Source organism: Saccharicrinis sp. GN24d3, assembly GCF_052400645.1.
Lineage (GTDB): Bacteria > Bacteroidota > Bacteroidia > Bacteroidales > Marinilabiliaceae > Saccharicrinis.
Window position 1 is genome coordinate 214209 of sequence record NZ_JBQTGI010000012.1, and the last position, 22465, is coordinate 236673.

Annotated in this window: 19 protein-coding genes; 6 read left to right on the plus strand and 13 right to left on the minus strand. The window is 39.6% G+C overall.

From position 1 onward, the window contains the following. Positions 1 to 85: 85 nt before the first annotated feature. A complete protein-coding gene (locus ACT29I_RS15705) occupies positions 86 to 2002 on the minus strand; it encodes a Na+/H+ antiporter NhaC family protein (protein ID WP_444793911.1) in 1917 nt (638 codons plus the stop codon). 161 nt (positions 2003 to 2163) lie between these two features. Between ACT29I_RS15705 and ACT29I_RS15710 the strand changes: the two genes are divergently transcribed. From ACT29I_RS15710 to ACT29I_RS15725, 4 genes are all read left to right on the plus strand, one after another. Then, on the plus strand, positions 2164 to 2757 hold the full coding sequence (locus tag ACT29I_RS15710; RefSeq protein WP_430936971.1) for a YqgE/AlgH family protein: 594 nt from the start codon (positions 2164 to 2166) through the stop codon (positions 2755 to 2757). A gap of 482 nt (positions 2758 to 3239) precedes the next feature. Next, the gene (locus ACT29I_RS15715) at positions 3240 to 5678 is read left to right on the plus strand and encodes a TonB-dependent receptor domain-containing protein (protein WP_430936969.1); all 2439 of its coding nucleotides are present in this window, start codon (positions 3240 to 3242) and stop codon (positions 5676 to 5678) included. A gap of 130 nt (positions 5679 to 5808) precedes the next feature. Then, entirely contained in the window at positions 5809 to 6798 is a 990-nt protein-coding gene (locus ACT29I_RS15720; protein ID WP_430936967.1) for a sensor histidine kinase, read from the plus strand. Between the two features lie 35 nt (positions 6799 to 6833). Beyond that, a complete protein-coding gene (locus tag ACT29I_RS15725; RefSeq protein WP_430936965.1) occupies positions 6834 to 7547 on the plus strand; it encodes a LytR/AlgR family response regulator transcription factor in 714 nt (237 codons plus the stop codon). 571 nt (positions 7548 to 8118) lie between these two features. On the opposite strand, the gene ACT29I_RS15730 is transcribed toward ACT29I_RS15725, so the two are convergent. From ACT29I_RS15730 to ACT29I_RS15750, 5 genes are all read right to left on the minus strand, one after another. Continuing rightward, complete coding sequence (locus ACT29I_RS15730; protein ID WP_430936963.1) at positions 8119 to 8970, minus strand: aminotransferase class IV; 852 nt, start codon at positions 8968 to 8970, stop codon at positions 8119 to 8121. Beyond that, positions 8967 to 9470 (minus strand): D-glycero-alpha-D-manno-heptose-1,7-bisphosphate 7-phosphatase, encoded by a 504-nt coding sequence (locus tag ACT29I_RS15735; RefSeq protein ID WP_430936961.1) that lies wholly within the window; start codon positions 9468 to 9470, stop codon positions 8967 to 8969. The genes ACT29I_RS15730 and ACT29I_RS15735 overlap by 4 nt, the downstream gene beginning before the upstream one ends. After that, positions 9470 to 10084, minus strand: a complete 615-nt coding sequence (locus ACT29I_RS15740; RefSeq protein WP_430936959.1) for a rhomboid family intramembrane serine protease — start codon at positions 10082 to 10084, stop codon at positions 9470 to 9472. Before ACT29I_RS15740 ends, ACT29I_RS15735 begins: the two co-directional genes overlap by 1 nt. Positions 10085 to 10258: 174 nt before the next feature. Next, on the minus strand, positions 10259 to 11263 hold the full coding sequence (holA, locus tag ACT29I_RS15745) for a DNA polymerase III subunit delta (protein ID WP_430936957.1): 1005 nt from the start codon (positions 11261 to 11263) through the stop codon (positions 10259 to 10261). 29 nt (positions 11264 to 11292) lie between these two features. Next, positions 11293 to 12069, minus strand: a complete 777-nt coding sequence (locus tag ACT29I_RS15750) for an AMP nucleosidase (protein ID WP_430936955.1) — start codon at positions 12067 to 12069, stop codon at positions 11293 to 11295. Positions 12070 to 12251: 182 nt separating this feature from the next. Here ACT29I_RS15750 and ACT29I_RS15755 point away from each other — a divergent pair, with 182 nt between their 5' ends. Continuing rightward, entirely contained in the window at positions 12252 to 12710 is a 459-nt protein-coding gene (locus tag ACT29I_RS15755) for a type I restriction enzyme HsdR N-terminal domain-containing protein (protein ID WP_430936953.1), read from the plus strand. Positions 12711 to 12972: 262 nt separating this feature from the next. On the opposite strand, the gene ACT29I_RS15760 is transcribed toward ACT29I_RS15755, so the two are convergent. The 7 genes from ACT29I_RS15760 to recR form a co-directional block, all read right to left on the minus strand. Continuing rightward, positions 12973 to 13488: a GNAT family N-acetyltransferase gene (locus tag ACT29I_RS15760; RefSeq protein WP_444793912.1), complete on the minus strand. Its 516-nt coding sequence runs from the start codon at positions 13486 to 13488 to the stop codon at positions 12973 to 12975. Next, entirely contained in the window at positions 13489 to 15477 is a 1989-nt protein-coding gene (locus ACT29I_RS15765) for a tetratricopeptide repeat protein (RefSeq protein WP_430936949.1), read from the minus strand. 149 nt (positions 15478 to 15626) lie between these two features. Then, positions 15627 to 17213: a tetratricopeptide repeat protein gene (locus ACT29I_RS15770; protein WP_444793913.1), complete on the minus strand. Its 1587-nt coding sequence runs from the start codon at positions 17211 to 17213 to the stop codon at positions 15627 to 15629. A 163-nt stretch (positions 17214 to 17376) separates the two neighbouring features. After that, positions 17377 to 18528, minus strand: a complete 1152-nt coding sequence (locus tag ACT29I_RS15775) for a glycosyltransferase family 2 protein (protein WP_444793914.1) — start codon at positions 18526 to 18528, stop codon at positions 17377 to 17379. Positions 18529 to 18534: 6 nt separating this feature from the next. Next, the gene (locus ACT29I_RS15780) at positions 18535 to 18969 is read right to left on the minus strand and encodes a BT0820 family HAD-type phosphatase (protein WP_430936943.1); all 435 of its coding nucleotides are present in this window, start codon (positions 18967 to 18969) and stop codon (positions 18535 to 18537) included. Between the two features lie 32 nt (positions 18970 to 19001). Then, positions 19002 to 19472: a hypothetical protein gene (locus ACT29I_RS15785; protein WP_430936941.1), complete on the minus strand. Its 471-nt coding sequence runs from the start codon at positions 19470 to 19472 to the stop codon at positions 19002 to 19004. Next, positions 19473 to 20093 (minus strand): recombination mediator RecR, encoded by a 621-nt coding sequence (recR, locus tag ACT29I_RS15790; RefSeq protein ID WP_430936939.1) that lies wholly within the window; start codon positions 20091 to 20093, stop codon positions 19473 to 19475. 765 nt (positions 20094 to 20858) lie between these two features. Between recR and ACT29I_RS15795 the strand changes: the two genes are divergently transcribed. Continuing rightward, positions 20859 to 22298 carry a sodium:solute symporter gene (locus tag ACT29I_RS15795; RefSeq protein WP_444793915.1) on the plus strand — a complete coding sequence of 480 codons (1440 nt, stop codon included), beginning with the start codon at positions 20859 to 20861 and terminating at the stop codon, positions 22296 to 22298. The last annotated feature ends 167 nt before the right edge of the window (positions 22299 to 22465 follow it).

Genomic DNA, 22465 nt, shown 5'->3' on the forward strand with positions numbered 1-22465 from the left:
CCGAGGCAGTTATGCTTCGGAAAAGGTTTTTTTATGTGGGCTATACACCTCTATTGAATCGGTCAGAGCAAAAAATATATTGACACTAGCTTACTCTTTTCCCGAATTTGTTAATGGCTACATAAAGCAAGGCAAAGCCTACCAATATCAATATCCAAACAGGAATACCAAAAGCTCCGGGAATAGTTCCAACAAACAATGAAACCACACCTACTAACAAGGCGTAAGGTAATTGAGTTCTTACATGGGCAACATGGTTACACGAACTGGCCAGTGAACTTAAAATAGTGGTGTCGGAGATTGGGGAGCAGTGATCGCCCAAAACAGACCCCGCCAACACGGTTGACACCACATTGTAAAAAATGGGCAAAGCGCTGTTGATATCCAATCCCGCATCCATCGATATTTTCCAGCACGCAGGCAATATTAAAGGATAGATGATGGCCATGGTTCCCCAGGAAGATCCTGTACTAAAAGCGATTAAGGCAGAAAAGACAAATGCCAATCCGGGAATCCAGTAAGGACTCAGCTGAATGCTTCGCATGGTTTCGGTAATAAACGAAGCAGTGTGCATATCGTCAGTAATTGAGGCTATGCTCCAGGCTAATATGAGTATTAAAACGGCATTAAACATGGTTTTAAACCCATTTACCAGACCTTCGATAGCCTCTTTTAAATTCATAACCCTTTGGGCAGTTGTTAACAGCATGGCTGTAAGCACGCCTCCTAAAGAGGACCATATTAGGGCTTTAAAGGAATCCGCATTGCCAACAATTACCGAAAGTTTGGTGCTAAGAGAGATGTTATTATTATGCCATACCTCTGCGTCGTAGCCTGTATAAATTAACCCGCTTATAGTACCAAACACAACTATCATGACAGGAATAAATGCATTGTACCATCTTCCTTGTACATGGCTGTCCACTTCTATTTCTTTCATTATTTGTGGTTTGTGCGAAGGATGATCAATATTTAAGTTTGAATCCCTGGAACCAGCCTTGCGTTCGGCTTTTAACATAGGGCCAAAGTCTCTTTTTTTTATGATCAACATTAAAACAAACCCTAAAGTAAATATAGGGTAAAAGGCATAGCTTAGTGAGCTGAGAAATACTTGGTAGGCCGATTTGTCAATACCCAGTTGATTAATTCCCTCGCTGATATAGCTTAATTCGGCACCAATCCAGGTAGTGATAAAGGCAATGGATGCAATGGGTGCAGAGGTAGAGTCAACGATGTAAGCCAGTTTTTCCCTCGATATCTTTAATTTATCGGTGATGGGTCGCATGGTATTTCCCACCACCAACGTATTGGCGTAATCGTCGAAAAAAATCATCAGTCCCATTAGCCAGGTGATGAACTGACCCGACCGGCGGCTCTGTGCATATCGTGCCAGAATAGCAACAATTCCTTTCATACCACCGTTTAATGTTATGAGCGCCACCATGCCCCCAATAAGCATTGAAAAAATAATGATAGAAAGATGGTCGGAATCTAAAAGTGCGGACAGGGCATAGGTGTCAACCACACTGAACAGTCCTTTAAATAGGCTCATAAAAATTGAGAAGCCTTTGTATCTCCAAATGATGGTTGTTCCTACCATTAAACCGACAAACAGAGAGGAAAAAACTTCTTTGGTCAGCAAAGCCATTAAAATAGCAATTAAAGGGGGCAAGATAGAAAACCATAAAGGAATAGGATTTAATACCTCGTTATACGAAATTTCACCATCAATAATTACGGAAAGCGAAGAGGAATCTTTTAATCTGGTATGGATTGAAGCATAATTCCTATCCCAGCAGATAACCTGAAGTTTGCCATCTATAGTAACGTTAACTTGTTTTTTTAGTGAATCGGGAAATTCGTGGAAATTTATTTTTATTTCGGTATCAACAGATGTGACAATAATTTCGGGGGAGATTATTTCCATTGCGTGATTTTGAGCTTGAAGGCCAATGGTAACCGGGGTGAGCATTAAAATAATTATTATTTTTATCCGTAACATCTATGCTATTTTTGTGCAGACTTAAATTTCAAACAAATATAGGGTTAATCTTTATTTCGTCTTAAAAAATATGGATCTCAACAATTAATACATTAAAAAGCAGCAAATAATTTTTTATAAACCCGATTAATTATTAATTTGACCATAGATAAACGATAAATATGAGGCAGTTGGATTTTAATATTTTCAAAACCAGGTTACCAAAGTTAAAGCCGAAAAAAGGGAGAATACTAATTGCAGATCCTTTTTTGAAAGGGCCTTATTTTGGCAGGTCCATCATTTTGCTTACCGAATATGGCGAGCAGGGTGCCGTTGGGTTCGTTCTCAATAAAACGAGTAATCTATACCCGGACGAGGTTATTGAGGACTTGTTTTCATTTAAAGGGGAGTTGTATATCGGAGGGCCTGTTTCCAGTGACACGCTTCATTTTATACATACACTGGGCGATGTGGTGCCCGGTTCTGTGAAAATAACCGATAATATTTATTGGGGTGGGGATTTTGAAAAGATTAAAAGTCTCATCAACAGTGATACGGCAACCTATCGGCAGGTGAAGTTTTTTGCAGGTTATTCCGGATGGTCGCCCAAGCAATTAGAGGGCGAGATTGAGGAAAACTCATGGATTGTTACCGAGATTGACGAAGATATGATCATGAGTGACGATATTGGGGATATCTGGAAAAAAAGCATGGAAAGTCTGGGTGACGTTTATAAAACCTGGTCGAGGTTCCCTGAAGACCCTACATTTAATTAATAACGGTTATACTCCTGTTAATCACGAAAGAAAACCAAAATCATCTTGCCGTACTTATTCTTTATCCGGATTTCATCCGCGAACTCTCAAGCTATATTATCATCCTTTAAATCGTCAAGCATTGTAAGTTTAATTTTGTAATGTTTGAGTTTCAACTCCAAGTTAACCATTTACGCCTTGCTTTAAAGCATAAGGCCTAAGAAGATGATGCTCTTTATGTAATTAATTTGCAAAGGGCACACCCAAAAGCCGGAGAAATTCTTGGTGGTTTTTGTGTGTGATATTGCTTTTTTTACTGGTATATAAAAAAAGCGTTGCCTTGACGCAACAGCATATTGATTCGTTCCCCACCATATTTGTGTTGTTCACCGTATATCGTCAAAAAAACGACATAATTGTCACAACTTTGAACCAGAATATCATTTCAATAATTATGCTTATGCCGTATAAGCATATTGATACAATTAAAATACTGCCTTCAAATGAAACGAATATTAGTAATTGTTACCATGATTGGCACTTGTTTAAGCAATGCCAACTCAGCAAATATGTTTCCTGTAGAACCTGCCGTTAGCGCCAAGGGAACAGTTACCGGTACCATATATGATGATAATTCCCATAAGCCTATCGAATATGCTACGATAGCCTTATACTCTTCGATGCAAAATGAATTGATCACTGGTACCGTAAGCGATGCAAATGGCCGTTTTCAGATTGGTAAGTTGGACCAGGGGAGCTATTACCTCTCCATAAAATTTATAGGCTATAACGAAGAGGTTATTCGGGATATTGTCATTAAAGAACGTTCTTCCAAGATGGATATAGGCGAGATCCTGCTAAAGGTGGATAGCAAGGCCCTGGACGAAGTGATTGTTACATCGAATAAACCACGTATCGATTACCAGATTGATAAAAAGGTGATCAGCGTGGGTGATCAACTTACATCGGCATCCATGTCGGCGGTGGAGGTATTGGAGAATATGCCTTCCATTCGTGTGGACATAGAAGGCAATGTTTCGTTAAGGGGCAGCACGGGATTTACGGTATTGGTGGATGGTAAACCAACGGTGCTTGATCCCAGTGACGTATTGCGACAAACACCGGCTTCAACCATTCAAAACATCGAGATTATTACCAACCCATCCGTTAAGTATGAACCGGATGGTACCGGTGGCATCGTAAATATCATCACCAGGAAAAACAGGGCGCCTGGCGTACAAGGTTTGGTGAATCTAAAAGCAGGCAGCTTTGGAAGTTATGGGGGGGATTTCTTGCTGAACTATCGAAAAAATAACTTCAACGTTTTTGTGGGTGCAGAGTACGAGGATCGTAAGTCGCCAAGAGAAAGTTTTAGCGAACGCAGGACAACCGTTGACGGTATTACAACCACCAACAGCTCCGCAGGCGAAAGCGAAAGAAGCAGATTTCAAAAGGGGCTGAGAGGCGGCCTTACCTGGGATATTTCAGACAATGATAATGTTTCTTTTGAGGCATCCGGGGGCTATTATTCCAGAGAGAGCGAGTCGCAGCTTGATTATTTTACCAGTCAAAGCAATAGCAATATCCTCACACAGGAATACAGTATCAATGAATCAGGAAGAAGTTCAGATTATGTCAATGCTACCGCAAACTATCAGCATAAATTTAAGGAAGAAAAACATGAATTGCTGTTTCAGGCCAATTACCGCTATCGCGACGGCGACGAATTTTCGGATAACATGTTGCTGGATGCCAACAAAATGATCAACAGTGCTACCCGAACTACTGAGGTTGGCCCTGGAAGCAGATGGGACATAAGGTTGGATTATTCAAAACCCTTGGGCCTGAGCAATATGTTTGAAAGTGGTTTCCAGATAAGAAGAAGTAGTTCAGTTGACGAAACTACTCTGTCTACTTACGACACAGATTTAGGGGCTTATGTTAGTGATCCCTTGTTCAGTAACGATATTGATTATAAACATGATATATATGCCGTATATGGTATCTATCGAGGAGAAACTGGCCGGTTGGGTTATCAGTTAGGGCTGAGAGGTGAATATACTTATAGGGTTACTACTCCCTCAACAGTAAATGAGGAATATACCATTGACCGTTGGGATTATTTCCCCACACTTCACATTTCATACAAACTTCCCAACGACCACCAAGTCATGACCAGTTATTCTCGTCGTATCGATCGGCCGCGAAGTTATTACCTGGAGCCGTTTCTTACCTGGTCGGATATGTATAACGTTCGTCAGGGAAATCCATCTCTGGATGCAGAGTATATTGATGCGATGGAATTGAGCTATGTTAAAAACTGGAATCAATCACAGCTTTCGCTCGAAACCTATTATCGTGTCAAACACAATAACATTGAACGTGTAAGGTCGGTTTACGACGAGGGAGTTCTTCTCTCATCGTACGAGAATGTGGGAAAAACTTATTCGCTGGGTATGGAAGGAATGTTCACCACACCTTTATACAAATGGTGGGAAATAACCCTCACAGGTGATTTGTTTGACTTTAGGATTGATGGTGAGTTAAACGGCGTATCCTATGATAACAGCTCGTTCACCTGGAGTAGCAGGTTAAACAATGCTTTTAAATTTGCAAAAAATTGGCAGTTGCAACTCGATGCCTATTACAACAGCCCAACCATCAGTTCGCAAGGAGAAAGTAGTGGATATTATGGTATGAACAGTGCCGTCCGCGCCGACTTTTTCGACCGTAAACTATCTGCAACCATACAGGCTCGCGATGTATTTTCAACCGTGAAATATGAGAGTACAACAAAAGATGTTGGCTTATATAATTTTCAACGTGATGATAACAAAGCCCCATTAATTTCATTGACGTTAAGTTTACGTATCAATAACTTTAAACCGCAACAACGCCAAAGAGGGGGGAACGGAGATGATGGAATGGGAGAAGAGATTTGATTGGGTGCAGACGTGCCATCATTCGAAGGAATCGTATATTCATACTATATTGCGGTTTAGGTAATCGTGCAAGCAAAATTTTTAATTCATTGTTGTTGCAGAAAAAAGTAAGGTTTAAAAGATATCAGATATGACATACAAAAAAATTTCTTTACACGTTGTTTTTTGGGTATTGTTAATCGTAATGCCTGTGTTTTTATTGGATGTATTTGAACGAATCAGCAACTATGCACCCTTTCATTATTATCTTTCATGCCTGTTACTGGTGCCTTTTTTTTACTGTAGCAACCATCTAATCCTTACCAAAAGAGCACTGCGTTACATTGTTTTTGTATTGTTCTCGTTTTTTGTATTCCTCTATTTCCCCATACTGGTGTGCAAACTTTTGCCAGAAAATAATTTTACCCAAGATCTTTATTCAATAAGACCATCAAGCCGGGCAAAGGTGAGAATGGGTACGATTATTTTATTTTTGTTGGTTTTGGCTGTGAGTATAGCCAAACATATGTACAATCTAAAGGAAGTCGGACGAAAACTGAAAGCTGAAAACGTGAAAGCCGAATTGAGCTTGCTAAAATCGCAAATAAACCCGCATTTTTTATTTAACAGCCTAAATACTATCTACTACTTAACCCTGCAAAAAGCAGATAACGCACCACAGGCTGTGATAACCTTATCCGATATGATGCGCTACGTACTTACGGAAGCCAAAGAAGAGCTTGTGCCCATTGACCATGAACGGCAATATGTCGATAAATTTATAGCGCTGCAAAAGATGAGAATTCCCAAAAAAACAAAGGTTAACTACAGCTTTGTGGTGGAAGATGTGAACGTTCAGGTTGCGCCATTGTTATTAATGCCCTTTATCGAAAACGCCTTTAAGTACGGAATAAGCGCCAATAGCGATACTGTTATCCAAATTCAAATAGGATATAAGCAGGGGAAATTAAATTTTTTTTCCGAGAATAAGATGATAAATACGGATGATGAGGATTCCGGCACAGGCGTAGGTATTTGTAATGTCAAGAAAAGACTCGGATTGCTTTATCCGGATAAACATGAGTTAAAGATTCAAGAGGAAGGTAGTACCTTTACGGTTCAGTTGTCCATATTATTATAAAATCCTTTACATTGCCGGGAGTAAGAAAATTAAAGATGGAACAAACCCAAACCATAACATGTATAGCTGTTGATGACGAACCTTTCGCGCTAAAAATAATTGAAGATTTCTGCAGGCAAATACCTTGGCTGAATCTGCTAAAAACATTTAATAATCCTGTCGAAGCCTTTTCTTATTTGCAAACGCATCAACCCGATGTTGCTTTTTTGGACATCAAGATGCCCGATATTTCGGGTATACAGCTCGCGGAGCAGCTGCAAGAACTGCCGTTCGTAATTTTTACCACCGCTTTCAGTCAATATGCGGTGAAGAGTTATAACTTAGATGCCATTGATTACCTTTTAAAACCTTTTGATTTTAATCGTTTTTTCAAAGCTGTCCTAAAAGCCCAAAAGCATATGAGTCTTAATGTCAGTGCTTCAGCAAAGAATACCATTTCAGATGATACCTATTTGCAGGTTAAGATAGAATACAAAAACGTGAAAATAAAGATAGCTGATATCCTTTACCTTGAATCGATGGATAATTATGTAAAGATATTTACATCGGGCAAATATTACATGCCGCATCAAAACTTAAAATCAATACATAAGCAATTGCCCCAAAATCTTTTCCTTAGGGTTCATAAGTCTTATATAGTTTCGAAACAACACATTAGCAGGTATACGCATAAAGAAATTCATATAAATGATGTTCAGATTCCCATTGGAAGAACCTATTTGGCCCGTTTTGTTGATGCAATGAAGTAGATAGTCGATGCTGCCCGCCCTGCCGGCATGGTATGGTAAAGCCATTAGTATCCGGAACGGAGAATTCTTTTTTGTGGAGCTGCGAATTAATATGCAGTATTAACCCGTGCTTTAAACCCGCAATATGCATTAGAAAATCTATTACACATTGAAATTGTTTCAAAACAAGACACTCCGCTGCTTCACTTCAACTCACCATAACGATGAAAACCTAGTAAGATTGCACTTTCAAAGTTCACGACGAAGTTCTAATGCATAATCCGGGTTAAAGCTGCGAACAGGCTGCTCTGAACCGTTAGCAAGGGGTACTTTGGACGAATACGAAAACGTAGCTGTCAGGTGTAACGTTGCGAGTAAGGGAAGTCAAAATGCATACTGCTGAAGTTTTAGAGGTGGCGCACGGCAAATTCCGGTAAGAGGCCTACGGTTGGTCATTTGACCGTCAGCCGTCTACTCGATTTCCATGTCGTATCTTTTTACTAATGATAATTCTATTTTTAATATTGGTTTAGGTTCAACCAAGTTAGGTGAAATCCATTGACATTTTTGGGATTGTGATACTTATGGATTACTATAACTCGAAAACAGCTTGGTTTAATAGAACGTGTACTTTTTTTGTGAGCTGGCAGAAATATCTTTTTTCTTTGAAGCCCACAATCCACTGAACGCCTTGGATGGCATTGGTGATAAATATTTCGTCGGCATTTAAAAGTTCTTGCTCTGTGGCTCCCCGGGTTTCAATTAAAGGGGCCAATCCGCTTTTCTTTACGGATTGAATAAGCACGTTGCGCATCACCCCATCCACGCATCCTGAAAAAACCGAAGGGGTATAAATGGTTCCATTTTTGATCCAAAACAGGTTTGAACTGTTGGCTTCGATGATTTTTTCTTTTTCGTTGATTAGCAGACAATCGCCCAATTCCTTTTCCTGCTTGTAACATGCGGCCAAAACGTAGTGTAAGGAATTTCCGTTCTTAAAAAAGGAAACCGGGTTGTATTGCTTCTTAAAATCCGGATAAACATCCACTAATAATCCTTTGGTATTTAATTGATATTGGACCGAAGGAAGTTTGGAGGATTCGATGATGAAGTTAACTTTGTTAGTTTGTGGCGTGTACAAACCTTCGCCATCGCGATATGCCTGTAACCGCACCCTAGAAGCGGCAAAGCTTTTGTTCTTTTGAAGCAGCTTAACCATATGGTTTTCCAGTTCGTTCTTTCTGGGCAAACTTGAAATATCCATCTTAAGGCTAAGCATTGCTTTGGTCAACCTTTTGTAATGCAGCTCAAAATGCAGGGGGTAATGGCCATTGCATCGTATAGTTTCGAAAATGGCATCGCCGTATCTAAATGCGCGGTTGTTGAAGGTAACAGGAACCTGACCTTCCGAGTATATTTTTCCGTTAAATAGTACAAACATCATTCATTACCTAGAGCAACAATTTCATTGGCTTCCCTATAAATGGAAGTGTTTTTTTTAACTTTAAAGCAAGCTTTTAATCCGGCTGCGTGGCCTGCCTCAATATCCCTTGGTGAGTCGCCGATTAAAAAAGATTGACTTGGGTCGATATTTAAATCCCGGATGGCTTGTCTTATCATCCCGGGCTTTGGTTTTCTGCATTCGCAAGGAGCAATGGAGTCATGATGGGGGCAATAATAAATAGCATCGAATTCGGCGCCTTGCCCTCTTAAGTGAAACTGCATAAACTCGTGCAGCTTTTCAACCTCGTACAGGCCATATTCCCCTTTGGCCACACCTCCCTGGTTGGATACCAAAACTAATTTGAACCCGGCCTCTTTAAGCAGCAGTAGCGAGGCCTCAATGTCGGGATTAAAAACAAAGTCCTCGGCTCGATAAATATAGTAGTGCCCTTCGTCGCTATTTACCACACCATCCCTATCAATAAAAACAGCTTTGTTCATTACAAAAACGGAATTAGTTCGTGAATAAAATCAATAAAAAGAGCAGGTTTGTAAATGATTGGGAAAACAAAACCAAAAACAGCTCCCCAAAAATGAGCATCATGTCCTACATTATCTACATTTCTTTGTGCCATCACCCTGGAATATACCAAATAAGCTACCCCAAAAATGATTCCCGGTATTGGGATGGCCAAAAATAAATATAGTTTGGCGTAAGGGGCAAAAAAGATACTGGTAAAAACAACGGCCGATACTGCACCGGAAGCTCCAACGGCGCTGTAGTATGGATTGTCTTTCTCTTTGAATAAAGAATACAGGCTTGAAAAAACCAAGCCCGCAAAAAACAATATCAGAAACATAACAATACCCCTGCCCGGAAATACCTGGTTAAAATAATAGATAACCGCGTTTCCAAAGGAATAAAGAACAAACATATTAATCAACAGGTGGGTCCAGGACCCATGTATAAAACCATGCGAAAGCAAGCGGATATATTCTTTCCGGTGTATGATTTGATAGGCGTTGAATTTGTATTTGTCGAAAATATGGGGCTGGCTAAACGCTGTAGCGCTTACAATTACAATGGCCCCTATTAATATAATTAGTACGTTCATATTTTTTACCAGATAAAGAGATGTTTCGATAAGAAACTATTAGATAAAGTTTTTATGCGTGTGAAGATGCTGATGGCACAGTAAAATGTTTATGGTTTCTTTCATCCCAATAAGAAATTGATAGGTGCGGCATGTCGTTTCACTCCAAAACTCAAAATCTATTGTCTTAAATGTTTAATGCATTATTTTAAAAATCATTTCTTTGTATAGGTCTCCCATATCGGCCGACACGTTTCCAAAGCCTTTGCTTTTCATGTCAAACTCCCGCAAAGTAGAAATGATGGAAACGACTTTTCGGCCCGAGTAATTTCTCGCACCCAAGGTATAATCCTGCACAAAATAGGGATTAATAGACAGTTCCTTGGCTACATTCGCTTTGCTCTTGTCAGGCAAATAATAATAAACCATCAGCTTAGAAAAATAATTGAACAAAACCGATATGGTTGCCTGAATAGGGTGGTCTTTAGGGTTTTTGGCAAATATTTTAATAATTTTATTGGCCTTTAGAATATCTTTGCCAACCAGTGCTTTCTGCAGTTCGAAGCTGTTATAATCTTTGCTTAAGCCTATATTTTTTTCGATATGTTCCGGGGTTATTTGTGTAACGCCGGGTCCAATGGCTACTTTTAGTTTATCGAGCTCTTTCACAATTTTAGAAAGATCGGTGCCAAGCGAGTCGGCCAACAGCGCGCTTGCTTTCATGGCAATGGATAGGCCTTCTTCTTTTAAGTATCCGGTTATCCAAGCCGAAACCTGGTTGTCGTACAATTTTTTAAATTCAAATATGGCGTTGCTCTTTTTAAGTATCGTAGCCAGTTTTTTTCTTTTGTCAAGCGTTTTATATTTATAGTTTACCACCAAAATGGTTGAACTCAATGGGGCGGTAACATAGTGCTGTAATTCTTCAATCTTATCCAGATATTGAGCCTCCTTTACCACTACCACCTGGTGCTGCGACATCATTGGATATCGCCGGGCGGCCATTACAACACTTGCTGCATCCGTGTCCTTACCATAGAATATGGTTTGGTTAAAACCTTTTTCCTCCTCGGTTAACACATTGTCAACAATGTAATTGGTGATAACATCCATATAATAGGCTTCTTCGCCCATCATAAAGTAAATAGGCTTGAACCGGCGATTTTTCAGATCCGCCATTATTTGCTGAAATTCGTTCATGGGTGCATTGCTTTCCGGCAAAAATACTATTAATTATCGAACAATAAATGCTTCACCGATTTTCCTCCTGAACTGATTTCCTTTAACGAATCAATTCCAATCTGTAAATGCTGTTCCACATATTCCGCCGTTACTTTTTTGTCACTGACATCTGTTTTTATTCCGGATGAGATCATAGGCTGGTCAGAAACAAGTAATAACGCTCCTACGGGTATTTTGTTGGCAAATCCAACCGTGAATATGGTGGCAGTCTCCATATCTATAGCCATAGCTCTTGTTTTTTCCAGGTACCGTTTAAATCGTTCGTCATATTCCCAAACCCTTTTGTTCGTGGTAAACACGGTTCCTGTCCAATAATCCCTTGCATTTTCGCTAATAATGGTTGAAACCGCCTTCTGTAAGCTAAACGCGGGTAGCGCAGGTATTTCCGCCGGTAAATAATCGTCGGAAGTACCTTCGTTTCTGATAGCTGCAATAGGAATGATTAAATCACCCAGTAGGTTTTTCTTTTTTAATCCGCCACATTTTCCTAAAAACAAAACAGCTTTGGGCATGATAGCGCTTAGCAGATCCATTACAGTAGCTGCATTGGGGCTGCCCATCCCAAAGTTAATAATTGTTACTCCCTCGGCACTGGCGTTGGGCATGTTGCTGTCCTCGCCGATTATGGGTGCTTGATACCATTCTGCAAACAAGTCAATATAATGCTGAAAATTGGTGAGTAAAATATAGGGCGTAAAATCTTCAAGCTTACGTCCGGTGTAGCGTGGAAGCCAATTGTCCACAATGTCTTTTTTTGTCTTCATTTAGATTATTTATGTAAAGAAACTAATAAGGGAATCAATTATTTGTATAAAGCTAGAATAAAAATACGGAATAATAAAAGTACACCAAATGGTCGGTTTAGCCTATACTTGAATTACAGTAGATGGCTTTCAGTTGTCAGATTTCAATATATTGCTGTTATATTTGCCATAAATACTCTTGAATGCAAGCACTCAATTTACCTACATATACTTTTTCGGTTTCGGAAGAAAACGGTAAAAAGAAGATATTTGATCCAATTCGCAAAAAGAAAGTCGTGCTTACCCCGGAAGAATGGGTCAGGCAAAATTTCATGATGTTTCTGACCGAGGACAAGGGGTTTCCGGCATCCCTTTTGGCGGTTGAAAGTTTAGTCAATATTAATGGTCTGTCGCAACGCGCGGATATAGTGGTTTACAATAGGCAACGAAAGCCAATGCTTATTGTGGAATGTAAGGCTCCATCGGTTAAGATAACCCGGGATGTGTTTGCACAGGTCATGCGTTACAATATAATGCTAAAGACAAGATTCGTTTGTGTAACCAATGGTTTACATCATTATTGTGCCTTGCTGGACAAAAATGGAACCGGATATAATTTTTTGGAGGAGATACCGGGTTATTCGGTAATCAGTCAAAAGTAATCAACTCTAACGTCCCGAAAATATCAATAGATAAGATTTTGAAATATTTTTGAGGATCCTCTGAAAACATCTCAAGTTGAAATATGGTGTTTTTTGGGATAGACAGGCAACAGTCAATAGTGAGCAGTCTGGAAGCAAGGATTAGGATTCGCAAAGTTGGGGCGGCGAAAATTGAGCACAACACTAAAAAGCTAAAGAACGTATTTTCAACAAAATGTATTGTAAGGACAGTCTTGTAAAACTGATATCTGCGAATGTATTACTACTCATTAATCAGCTGATAAAATCCTTCGTCGATATATTCGCGCCCAACTTTTCTCCATTTCTTTCTAACTCCGGTAAGTATAAATCCTTTTCCTTGAAACAGGCGGATGCTTTTTTCGTTATTGGTCGTAATAGAGCAGTACAGTTGTTGAATGCCCAGTGTGTTAAAGCAGTAATCAATAAATAATTCGAGGGCGGCCGAGGCATAGCCCTGGCCCTCGTATTTTTTGTGAACCATAATTCCCACACCGGCACGGTTATGATATGGATCGAAATCGAATAGATCTATAATGCCGATTGGCCTTGAATTTTCTTCTTCAGTTTCAACAATCAGTTTAAGTTCCTTGGACTGATAAATATCCAGGTTAATGCCTTGGATATATTGATTAAGCTGTTGTTTTGAGAATGGCTTTAGGGTTTCCGAATACACCCACAAAGCCATGTCGTTTTCCCACTTGTATAAGATGTCAACATCTTCGGGTTCCAACGCCCGCAACGCAACAGCCTTTCCCATTTATTCCTCCGCTTTCATTTGGTTGAGTTGCCATAAATAACGTACAAATGGATCATCGAAGCCGGTGGCTTTGATTACCTCTTCTTTGACTTTTTTGGCATCCTTAAAGTAATCGAAGTTACCATATACATATCTGTAATTGCCATCTTTACACTTATATACGCTTATTTTGTTGGCATCCAGAAGCCTGAACGTATCGTAGTTTTTCAGTGGTTTTTTCAAAGTGATAAATTGAACCGTGTATTTTCCGGTTAAATCAGACCCTTTGGAGCTGGTAACTTCGGAACCTGTGCCCGTAACCTTTGTATTTGCAGTTTCGGTGGCGTTTTGGCCGGAAGCAGCTATCAAGGTTTCCTTAGGCCTTAATTCTTCCTCGGGAATTAATCCGGTTACCATCATATCGCCTATTTTTACCGATTGCTGTTTGTTCAGGTAGGTCATATCACGGGTTACGGTAAGTTCTGATTCCGTATCTTCAATACTCTCTCCTTGAATGGCAATGTCATACGTTTTTTCGGCTTCCAATATCATCAAATATTTACCGGAGGAAGGATTGGGCCTATATTCGCCAACCAGCAGATCGTTACCTTTTTCTTTTACGGAGATAACAATGTTGTCCCAGGGATAATCTCTGCCTGCGTTTAGCTGACCTTTAACAACAGCCAGGCGATCCATTTCAGGTTCTTCATATTCAATCATATATAAATCGGAGCCTCCGTAGTTTTCTGCGAAACGAGAGGATGCCAGATAAGCTCGGTTTTCGGCAGCCGTTGGAACAAAGAAGAAATCGTCATCCGGAGTGTTGATTGGATATCCCATATTAACAGGTTCGTTCCAGCTACTGTCCGCGTTCATGCGGCTATAAAAAATATCGAACTTGCCCATGGTGTTACGACCCTCAGAACTGAAGAATAGTGTTTTGCCGTCAGGGTGGATCATGGGTGTTTCCTCGTCGTATTCCGTATTGATATCTTGGCCTAAATTCATCGGTTTGCCCCAATTCCCGTTGGGTAATTTTCTGACCATATAAATGTCCAATCCCCCAAGGCCTCCTTTTCTGTCACTGGTAAAAAAAAGCATCGACTTATCCGAATTGATAGAAGCATGCGTTTCGTTGTAACGGCTGTTAATACCTTCGGGCAATAAGTACGGTTCGCTCCATGTTTCCCCGTCATATTCGCTTACGTAAAGGTTTTGTCCTTTAAAATCGCTGCGTAGAATATATAACTCGTTGCCATCAGCAGAAAGGCATACGCCAGATTCGTGCGCATCCCGCTCCAATACCTCCTTCACGGCTTCGGCTTTATCCCAGTTGTTTTCTTCCCTGACCGAAGCATAAATTTTTTCGGAGAACTGTCCGTCTTCCAAAATTTGGGAATAAGAGGACCTGCGCCTGGAGGTGAATAATAAGATTGACTCATCGGCACTAACCAGTGGGCTATGATCATCGTATTGGGAGTTAACGTTGTTCCCTAAGTTATGAACCTCCAGCTTCACCGGGTTTTTCATAAGGCGGATGCCGTTATGACAAATCTCTTTTTCCCGGTCAATCTCTTCCTTTAATAAAATAAGATCTTCATCTATAAAGCCGGACATTTTGTTATAAATAGAAATAGCGTCATCGTATTTATATAACATCTGTTTTGTTTTGGCCAACGATAAGTGTAAGTCTATTCCTATGTCTGTGTTGTAATCTTTTTCGTCAAGCAATTCAATGGTCCTTTCAAAGTAAACGGAAGCAGAGTCCAGTCCATCGTTCATGTTCAAATAACAATGGCCCAGATTGTATAAAACATTTACATTCTCGGGTTCTTTTTCAACCACCTTGCTAAACAAAGGGATGGCTTGCTCGTAATCACCTTTTTGAGAATATTCAACGGCACGGTTGAACAACTTTGAGGCACTTGAATTTTTGGTTTGCGCCGAAAGGGGCATTACTGAAACCAGTAATAAAACACAAACTGCTAAGAGGTTAGTTTTAAGAAACATTGTTATGAGTTTTCAAATTTTCAAACGAAGGTACAAAATAGCTTAATAACGGTCAAAGTGCTTTGGAACAATACGAATAAAATATTTGCTTTTACGAATCATTCCGGGTCATTTATTGCCAGAAATTGGCTTGTAAGGTACATAAAATTTTATTTATCTACTTTCAAAACCAGGGGATCAAGATAAAAAGTGTTTTTTTTCCGGGCAAAGGATTTCCCCGCGGGTACTTTAAAATCTTTGATCACTGTTTTGTGATTGTCCATTTCTACTTCCATGGAATAATTTTTACCGGCAGGGATAATAAAGATGTATTTTCCACTATTCATACTGGGGCGGTAAACACCTTCTTTTTTGCCTGTCTTCTTTTCGGTGACAGTAATTTTTGCATCACTTGCAGCATCTCCATCCGGGGTAAAAACAAAACCACCAACAACGGTTAATGCATTGGGGTGATTGAAGGGGAATTCTATCAAATAAATATCGGAGCCACCAAAGCCGTCATCTCTTTTAGATGCGTAATACACTCTCTGTTCATCAAGTGTAGGTGCATAAAACAAATCGTCGAAGGGGGTGTTGATTGGATATCCAATGTTCCGAGCAGAACCCCATTGGTCTTTTTCCCCAAGGTTGGCCTTGAAAATGTCAAAGCCGCCCATCGACCGATGGCCTTCGGAGCTGAAGTACAAAGATTTACCATTGGGGTGGATGTATGGGCTGGCTTCATCGAACTCGGTATTTACTTCGGGACCCAAATTGCGGACTTTCCCCCATTCCCCATTAGGAAGTTGGGTAACAGCGTAAATGTCCTTTCCCCCGAAACCTCCAATTCTGTCGCTGGTAAAAAACAAGGTTTTCCCATCCATTGAAAACGAAGCATGCGTTTCGTTGGCCATGGTATTAATAGGGGAGGGCAACTTTTCCAGTTCGCCCCATTTATCGTTCTTCATCTTACTAATGTAAATATTGCCGATAATCCCGTCGTTTTGGTATATCAACAATTTTGTTCCGTCAGGAGATATACCTATGGTAGCATTGTTGCCTCCAGTGTTTATGTCGATAGCCCTGGTTGTTATCCATTTTTTATCGCGATAAAGCGAATAAAACACATTTTCCACGAAAAGACCACCCCCAGTTTTTTTGGGTATTTCAGTTTCCCGGTTCGAAGTAAATAGCAACATGTCTTCATGTAAATTAACAACAGGGCTGTGTTCGTCGTATTCTGTATTGATTACGGGGCCTAAGTTTGTGATTTTAAATTCAACCGGATGGCTTTTAAGTTCAATCGCATTTTTACTATATTGGATTTCGCGTTCAATTCTTGCTACGGCTTCAAATCTTTTTGGGGGTATTTGCTCTTTTAGTTTTTTAAAAGTTTCTAAAGCATCCTCGAACCTGTAGTTAAGATGATAGGCTTGCCCCAGATAAAACCTTGCTTCAATGGCCTGTATGTTATTTCTGTCCTCAACAGGATATTTGGGTATGACTTTTTCAAGAAGTTCGATGCATTTGTCAACTCTTCCTTCAGAAAGCAGATAGCATTCACCAGCTTTAAATTGTATAAAGGCATCGTCGGGATATTGCTGAATAAGATCGTCGTAAATTAGAGCCGCCTTGTTATAATTGTCGAATCTTAACAGGTCGTCGGCTTTTATAATTTCCTTTTTATATTCTTTTAATTGAGCACTGATGGAAGCAAAGGAAAATAGAATTAGAAGTGAAAAGTATAAATTCCTCATAAAGGCATTTCAATTTTTATGCATGTTTCTAGACGAACGGCTCAGAAACACACAGGTTAAAAAATAAAGTTGATCGATTCTGTCTCCTCAGTATGATCCATTGGACTATACACCCAAAACAGCATAAAAATAGAGATTTGTTTTTATAATACAATGCTTTTTGTCAAAGGGTGAGCGTACGCCCTTTGATAAATCGATTGTCACTTCCAATCATCACCTGTTGTTTGGTGTCGAGAAAACGATAATGGAACCGTTCTTTGTAAAAATCCATTGTTTCTATCATTTCTTTATAGGTCATAGATCCTTGCACAAATACCAGGGTGCCTTCCTGTTGGTTCGTTAAGTCTTCAATAAAAATAACCTCGAAGTTTTTATGGAGTTTATGTATCAAATCTTGCGAGGGCATATGATCTTTTAAAAGCAGTATCTTATGGGTTGGAGAGCTTGCTGCTGGCACTGCCTTGGATAAGCCTTGTTTCATTGAGGAAACTAGTTTGGCAAGGTATACGCCTGCATAAATAAATATTTTTAAAATAGTTCCATACGATTTGCTGAAATGTTTTTTAGCAAATTGTATCATCGCTTTATAAAACCTGCTTACGTAAATTCTGTCCTTGATGGTGCTTTCCCCTTTGAAATGTATAATAGAAGCATCTGAAAAATAGTAGTTTGTATAACCTCCTTTAATGGCGCGGTACGATAAGTCTATATCTTCACCGTACATAAAAAAATCCTCGTCGAAGCCTCCAATGCTGTTTAAAACATCCTTGTTGAAAAGCATAAAGGCACCTGCAAGGATTTCTATCGGATAATTTTCTTTCTCGTTCAGGTAACCTTTGTGGTATTCGGCGAAATATTTCGATTGGGGAAACAAAGTTGATAATCCGGCCATTTTGGTAAATGAAGTCCATGGCGAAGGAATGCCGCGTTTCGACTCTGGCAAAAAACAGCCCGAGCCGTCCAGCATGCGAATTCCCAAGCCTCCGGCTTCCGGTTTGCTCTCCATAAAAGAGATGGCGCTGGCAAAGGTGTCTTCGCCAACGATTGTGTCGGGGTTAAGTATTAAAATATATTTACCCGTTGCCTGCAAGATGGCCTGATTGTTGGCGGCGGCAAAACCGGGGTTGTTTTTGTTGGCAATGAGCTTGCAGTCGGGAAATTCGCGCTTTACCATATCCGGTGCGCCATCCATTGAATTGTTGTCAACCACAAAAACTTCGGCTTCAATATTGCGGCAAGCGGCAAAAACGGCGTTCAAGGTCAATCTTAAAAAATCGACTGCATTGTAACTGACTATGATAACCGATAGTTTCAAGGGAATTTATTCTCTACAAAAAATGGATTTAAAAAAAGCGCATAAACTATTCCTGGACGAACGCTCCAATTTGCGTCTCATTTTTTCTGTTTCTTCTTCAGAACCCAGGCCTAATTCCTGCCAAATTTCACCCCACCCATAGAAACCACCCATATTTCGGTCGTCAATAAATAAATCTGCATTTATTTTTCTGCTAAACTCTTTTTCGTTAAAAACTTCTTCGGGATAGCTTTTGTTTACAGCAAAGAATTCTATGCCTCTTTTTTTGCAATACTCAACTGCATCGTCAAGTTCTTTACCCGAACGATACGTCCATAAAATTAATAAATGACCTGCCTTTTGCATTGCTTTAAGGGTTTCAAACGCAAACAGTTTCTCCTTGCCAATGGCAGGATATTTATGTTCTACGATAGTTCCGTCAAAATCAACAGCTATTGTCATATTCTAATTTTGTAATGTGGTTTATGTTGAGATTATTTTAATGTTTCCTTGTCTTCTTCACTCAATTCAAGGTCGCTACTGATGCGCTGACGCGTAGGGGCATGAATGATAAAAAGAATGAACACCACGCCAAACATATATAAAAAGGATTTGTCGGCTGTTACCAAATATCCAATTATCGACAACAAGCCAATGCCTTCGAGCATGACGATACGCACAATAAACGCTACTCTAAACATAGATATTTTTTGAGAAAGACTTAAAGATGTGTCAATATGCTTAATCTTTTTGTGATAGAATATGTGGCTTACCGGTATTCCCACTAATAAAGCCATGATTACAACCGACTTTATCATGTCTAAAGCGTCCAGCTCAAAGACTTTGATGGCACCTGCCTTGGATACTAAGTAAACGGTTAAAACTGCTGCAATGGACATGGTGCCAAGAATGAGCATGTATATAATATTTAATTCTTTGAATTTTTTTTTAATGTTCGTATCCATCTATAATGTCTTTTCAAAGGGTAAACGGTTTACCAGGGAACGCCCTAGGGTGACCTCATCAGTATATTCCAATTCATCCCCAATTGAAACCCCGCGAGCCAACGTTGTAATTTTAATGTTGGTATTGTTGAATTTTCGGTAAAGATAAAAATTGGTTGTGTCACCTTCCATGGTTGTTGGCAAAGCAAATATCAGTTCTTTAATTTCACCGGCTTTCACCTTTTCCAGCAGAGGATTAACGGTAATGTCGTCGGGGCCAATACCATCCATGGGTGATATTACTCCACCCAAAACGTGGTAAATACCAAAATATTGCTGTGTGTTTTCAATGGCCATCACATCTTTAACGTTTTCGACAACGCAAACTGTGGAGTGGTCTCGTTTGGGACTTGCGCAAATTTGGCAAATTTCTGCGTCGGAGATGTTATAGCACGATTTGCAATAGACAATCTCTTCCCTTAACCTCCGCAAGGAATCGGCAAAACGCAATACATCGTTTTTGTCCTGTTTCAACAAAAACAAGACCAACCTGAGTGCTGTTTTTCTGCCAATCCCCGGGAGCTGAGCAAACTCCTTGACAGCATTCTCTAATATTTGCGATGGATAACTTTCCGAATTCATTATTGCCAACCATTAAAATCGCTCAAAGTTAAAAAAAATATCTAGCTAGAATAAATAACATTCAAGTCCTTAAATCCGCAAGCACAATATTGGTTACTTTCTGTAATATTTGATGTTCAACCCGTAATATGCATTAGAAAATCTATTACATATTGAAATTGTTTCAAAACAAGACACTCCGCTGCTTCACTTCAACTCACCATAACGATGCTCCCGAAAGTAATCGGGACAAGTGATGCCTCGTTTCAGTAAAGCCTTGTTTTATTGCACTTTCAATGTTCACGACGAAGTTCTAATGCATAATCCGGGTTTAATGGGTAGCCCGGACTTGGTAAATCACTCTTTGGGGTAAAGCATGAAACTCAAGGTGTTGATGCCGTTAATCGAAAACGGAGAAGCAGGTAACAATAATGTCTAAGAAATACGTTGTGGATATTGCGTTCAAGTATTCTTAAACCTTAGTAATTTTTGGAAATTGATAAAAGCGTTAGCGTTTTTTTTACCTTTGCAAAAAAATAATATTATGCTGACGAAGAGAGTCGTTTTGATACAATTGTTAAAATACCAGATCGGTTCTCCAGTGATGAGCTCGTTGATAAAGCGATTCTTTTGAAGGAAATTGAAAAAAGGACTTCGTCATGTAAAGGATCACCATGTTATTTCAGAGAAAGAGCTAGATAAAAGAATTAAAGGATGGTTAAAATAATTTGGACAGAATGTTCAACACGAAACCTTTCGCCACGAAATCTATTATAACTAAACTATATGACCCCACTGCATACTGGCCTATTAGTAGGGCTTTACTTTATGATTCTGATGGTGATTTCGTACATTACGGGTAAGGAATCTGATAACGAAAATTTTTTTCGCGGTAACAGGCAGTCGCCTTGGTACATTGTTTCTGTTGGTATGATAGGCGCCAGTCTTTCCGGGGTTACTTTTATTTCTGTCCCGGGATGGGTGAATAACACCCAGTTCTCCTACCTTCAAATGGTGGGGGGCTATTTTTTGGGTTACCTGGTAATTGCGCACGTGCTGCTTCCTGTGTATTACCGTTTAAACCTAACCTCTATTTATACCTATTTGGAACAACGTTTTGGAAAGAACAGTTACAAAACGGGGGCTTGGCTGTTTCTGATTTCACGGACTATTGGTGCTTCTGCCAGGTTGTATTTAATGGCCAATGTATTGCAAATTAGCTTATTTAATGCATTGGGAATTCCTTTTGCCATCACTGTTGTTATTACGATTGCACTTATTTGGTTGTATACTTATAGGGGTGGTATCAAAACAATTATTTGGACAGATACTCTTCAGACAGTTTTTATGCTCGCATCGGTTATTATTACCATCGTTTATATAGCTAAATCGATGGATTTAGGCGTGGGTGGGGTAATTGAACTGATTAATCAAAGCGAACTTTCAAAGGTTTTTGTATTTGACAATTGGGGTTCGAAACAGCATTTTGCAAAACAGTTTGTTACCGGTGCTTTTATCACCATTGTAATGACTGGGCTTGATCAGGATATGATGCAAAAGAATTTGTCGTGCAAAAACCTAAAAGAAGCACAGAAGAATATGAAGTGGTATGGTTTTGCATTTATCCCTACCAATGTCTTGTTTCTGTCGTTAGGTGCATTACTGTATATTTTTGCTAACCAACAAGGTTTAGCTTTGCCCGAGCGATCCGACGATTTATTTCCTACCATAGTAAACAGTGGGGCATTGCCCGCCGTGGTAGGGGTGTTTTTTATTATTGGTTTGGTGGCGGCAGCTTACAGTAGTGCCGATTCTGCTTTAACTTCGTTAACAACTTCTTTTACTGTTGATATATTGGGTTCGTCACATCATGGAGAAACGCTATCTAAGAGAACAAGAATATGGGTTCATTTGGCCTTCTCCATCATGTTGATTTTGGTAATTCTGATGTTTAGGATATTTAAGGCCGACAGTATTATCAGTACCGTATTTATTTTGGCAGGCTATACATACGGCCCATTATTGGGAATGTATGCATTTGGATTGTTCTCGAAAATGAAAGTAAAAGATCAATTGGTGCCCGTTATAGCAGTTGCAGCACCCATAATTACGGGGATCTTAGATTTTAATTCGGTAAATTGGTTTGGGTTTCAGTTGGGGTATGAGAAACTGATTTTAAACGGGGCGCTGACATTTGCTGGATTATTTTTAATTCGTAAGAATTAATGTTTAACCCGCAATATGCGTTAGAAAATCTATTACACATTGAAATTGTTTCAAAACAAGGCACTTCGTAGCATCACTTCAACTCACCAGAACGATGCTCCCGAAAGTAATCCATAGCCGTTAACTTAAGGGAACCTATTGGTACAAAAACACATACACAGACGGAC